Origin of the sequence: Legionella sp. km772 (assembly GCF_003989735.1) — a bacterium.
Taxonomy (GTDB): Bacteria; Pseudomonadota; Gammaproteobacteria; order Legionellales; family Legionellaceae; genus Legionella.
Genome location: NZ_RZGQ01000261.1, coordinates 1 through 3,100, shown reverse-complemented (window position 1 = coordinate 3,100; position 3,100 = coordinate 1). Strand labels below are relative to the sequence as shown.

Below are 3,100 nucleotides of genomic sequence, written 5' to 3'. Positions count from 1 at the left end.
AAAAACTCATTTAAATCACTTTGCTATTAAGTACAAATTGATTCTTAGAGCGAACCAGATTGCTTGGCAGGAGCTTAAAAATATGGCAGCTTAAAATTGACCGTGCGTAACATGAGTTATTGAAAACAATGAACCTGGCTTTTTTTAATCTTCCGACAACACGACTTGGGTATTATATTTGGTGCGGTTAAGGCAAAAGCTACTTCGAAATTGTTTTATATTAGGCTCATTAGCAAATACCCGTCTTGCAAATTCATTATAATCATTCATATCTTTAACATGGATAATTAATAAATAATCGGTATCCCCGGAAACAAAATAACACTGCATGATTTCAGGCTCTTCTGCCATTTTTCGTTCAAAATGCGATAAAAGATCTTCTCTTTGCTTTTCTAAAGTAATATTGACAAAAACAATTAACGGTTTTCCCACTTTAAAAGGGTCAACTAAAGAAACATCTTTAAGGATAATGCCCTCCTCTCGCAATCGCTTCACCCGTCTAAAACATGGTGGCGCAGAAATTCCCACTTTGTCAGCAAGGGCTTGGTTAGTAATCTGGTTATCTTGTTGGAGAAGATTAAGAATTTTCCGATCAGTTTTATCTAATACTTCCGAAGTACTATTAAATTTTTCCTTTTCTAAGGCCAATAATTTTTTCATATATTACCTTCTTAAGTAAAAAATCATTATAAAAAGTAATTTTTATAAAATAAATAAGAAATTTTTTTATTTTGATTATATGTTAAATTGTTTTTTTCTAAAAGATGAGCATAAAATGATCGAGATAAGAACAGCCACCCCCCATGACAGCGAAAAGCTTAATGAACTCATTGCTTTCTCCGCCAGGAAATTAAGTCAGGATTACTACTCGGAACCCGAAATTGAAGGCGCTATCCGTTATATTTTCGGGGTTGACTCAGAACTCCTGCAGGATAAAACCTATTTTGTCGTAGAAAAAGATGGGGAAATCGCTGGTTGTGGCGGTTGGCGTAAGCGGAAAACCTTATTTGGTGGCAATCAATTTTCAGGAAGAGGACAAGCTATTTACCTTGATCCTTCAAAAGAAGCGGCAAAAATAAGGGCTTTCTTCATTCATCCGCAATTTGCCCGCCAAGGCTTAGGCAGTCAGCTCTTAAAATATTGCGAACAACAAGCTTATTTACAAGGATTTACCAAACTGGAAATGATGGCGACTCTTCCTGGAGTAAAACTTTACTCTGCTTTAGCCTATGAAGTTATTGCCGAAGAAAGGGTCCTGCTTCCTAATGGCCTATCTATACGCTTTGTACGCATGCTAAAAAATGTGAATCAAGCCCAGCCTTCGGTGCGGGTTGAATTACACCCCGACCAATAGAAGCATGAACTCAAATGAGCTTGCCACCGCTGAATTTTAAACCCATTATTTGTAGGTTGGGCCGTCCGGCCCAACAGCTCTTAATCCTCAGCATTTATCTATAGTTTTCGCATATCATTGTTGGGCGAACGGCCCAACCTACAAAATGGGTATAAAACTTCGAGGTGGCAAGATCAATTGAGTTGTTGTTTTTATTGTGAGGCATAATAATTTAGCGCACCGGTAGCAACTGTTTTGAATTAAAATTCAAGACAGTTGCTACTTAATGTTTTTTAAAAAAAATGACCATAAAATAATTTGGTTGAATCCCTTTGCCATTCAGGACAAAGTTAAAGGTTATTAACTCTATGTGGTTTTACAACCCATAAGTAAGCAAAGAAGCTCCATCCTGCAAGGATCACAAAATAATGTGCTGATTTTCTGCAAGTCGTTAAAAATTAGGACCACAGTAAGTTTACCATAAGAGAGCATTGTACCTGGGAAGAATTTATCCCCAAAAGGGTACTGCGTTTAATTTCAGACATTAGCAAAATTCGTCATTCTACAGAAACTACACTCAAATAATTTTTAATAAAAACGAGCTATAGTTTTATTTAATTAACTAAAGCATTTATAAGGAGATGGTAATGACTTATGTCACCGTAGGGAAAGAAAACTCTAATGAGATAAAATTATATTACAAAGATTGGGGTACAGGACAACCTATCGTTTTTAGCCATGGCTGGCCTTTAAGCGCTGATGCCTGGGAAGATCAAATGCTATTTTTAGCGTCACGTGGCTTTCGCTGTATTGCCCATGATCGACGCGGGCATGGGCGCTCTACCCAAAGCTATCAGGGTAATAATATGGACAGCTATGCAGATGACTTAGCTAAATTAGTTGAGGCCTTGGAGCTAGAAAATGTCATTCACGTGGGCCATTCCACCGGTGGTGGGGAAGTAACCCGTTATATTGGGCGTCATGGTTCAGCCAATGTTGCAAAAGCAGTGTTAATTGCTTCCGTCCCTCCCTTAATGTTAAAAACGCCTGCTAACCCTGGCGGTGTTCCCATAGAGGTTTTTGATGATATCCGTCAAAAAGTATTATCGGATAGATCACAATTCTTCCAAGATTTAGCGAATTCGTTTTATGGTACGAGTTCAGGGAATGAAGCATCTCAAGGCTTAAAAGACTTTTTTTGGCTACAAGGCATGCAAGGCGGCTTAAAAAGTATTTATGACTGTATTAAAGCTTTTTCTGAAACTGACTTTACTGAAGATCTCCAAAAGATAGATGTTCCCGTTCTATTGATTCAAGGTGATGCAGATCAGATAGTTCCTATAGAAAACGCTTCGCTAAAAACTGAAAAACTAGTGAAAAATTGTGAATTGAAAATATATAAAAATGCCTCGCATGGACTTTGCTCCACTCATAAAGAGCAAATAAATGCAGATTTACTCGAATTTTTTAATAATTAGTAGTTGAACATAAGGCGTCATTTCACCAATGACGCCTTTTAGGGATTAAACAGCAGCAGTCTTTTTATTGGCAACTTCTAATAAAACCGCGTCTAAATCTCTGAGCGACTTGCGAAGAGTAGATAGCTCTTGTCTTTTTTTCAAAGCTTTCTCAGCCCTACTTTCATGAGTGACTCATGTTACGCACGGTCAATTTTAAGCTGCCATATTTTTAAGCTCCTGCCAAGCAATCTGGTTCGCTCTAAGAATCAATTTGTACTTAATAGCAAAGTGATTTAAATGAGTTTTT

General features: G+C 37.4%; 4 protein-coding genes. 3 read left to right on the top strand and 1 reads right to left on the bottom strand.

Going from position 1 to position 3,100, the window contains the following annotated elements; translation table 11 throughout:
- Positions 1-144: 144 nt before the first annotated feature.
- On the bottom strand, positions 145-660 hold the full coding sequence (locus ELY15_RS14905; protein WP_127101407.1) for an Lrp/AsnC family transcriptional regulator: 516 nt from the start codon (positions 658-660) through the stop codon (positions 145-147).
- 115 nt (positions 661-775) lie between these two features.
- Between ELY15_RS14905 and ELY15_RS14900 the strand changes: the two genes are divergently transcribed.
- From ELY15_RS14900 to ELY15_RS16290, 3 genes are all read left to right on the top strand, one after another.
- A complete protein-coding gene (locus tag ELY15_RS14900; protein ID WP_127101405.1) occupies positions 776-1,354 on the top strand; it encodes a GNAT family N-acetyltransferase in 579 nt (192 codons plus the stop codon).
- 626 nt (positions 1,355-1,980) lie between these two features.
- Positions 1,981-2,811: an alpha/beta fold hydrolase gene (locus tag ELY15_RS14895; protein ID WP_127101403.1), complete on the top strand. Its 831-nt coding sequence runs from the start codon at positions 1,981-1,983 to the stop codon at positions 2,809-2,811.
- A gap of 129 nt (positions 2,812-2,940) precedes the next feature.
- A complete protein-coding gene (locus tag ELY15_RS16290; protein WP_158617513.1) occupies positions 2,941-3,090 on the top strand; it encodes a hypothetical protein in 150 nt (49 codons plus the stop codon).
- Positions 3,091-3,100 lie beyond the last annotated feature (10 nt).

What these genes read in the sequence shown, in the direction of transcription:
- ELY15_RS14905 (WP_127101407.1), bottom strand. Translation starts at nt 660, where the DNA reads ATGAAAAAATTATTGGCCTTAGAAAAGGAAAAATTTAATAGTACTTCG.
- ELY15_RS14895 (WP_127101403.1), top strand. Translation starts at nt 1,981, where the DNA reads ATGACTTATGTCACCGTAGGGAAAGAAAACTCTAATGAGATAAAATTA.
- ELY15_RS14900 (WP_127101405.1), top strand. Translation starts at nt 776, where the DNA reads ATGATCGAGATAAGAACAGCCACCCCCCATGACAGCGAAAAGCTTAAT.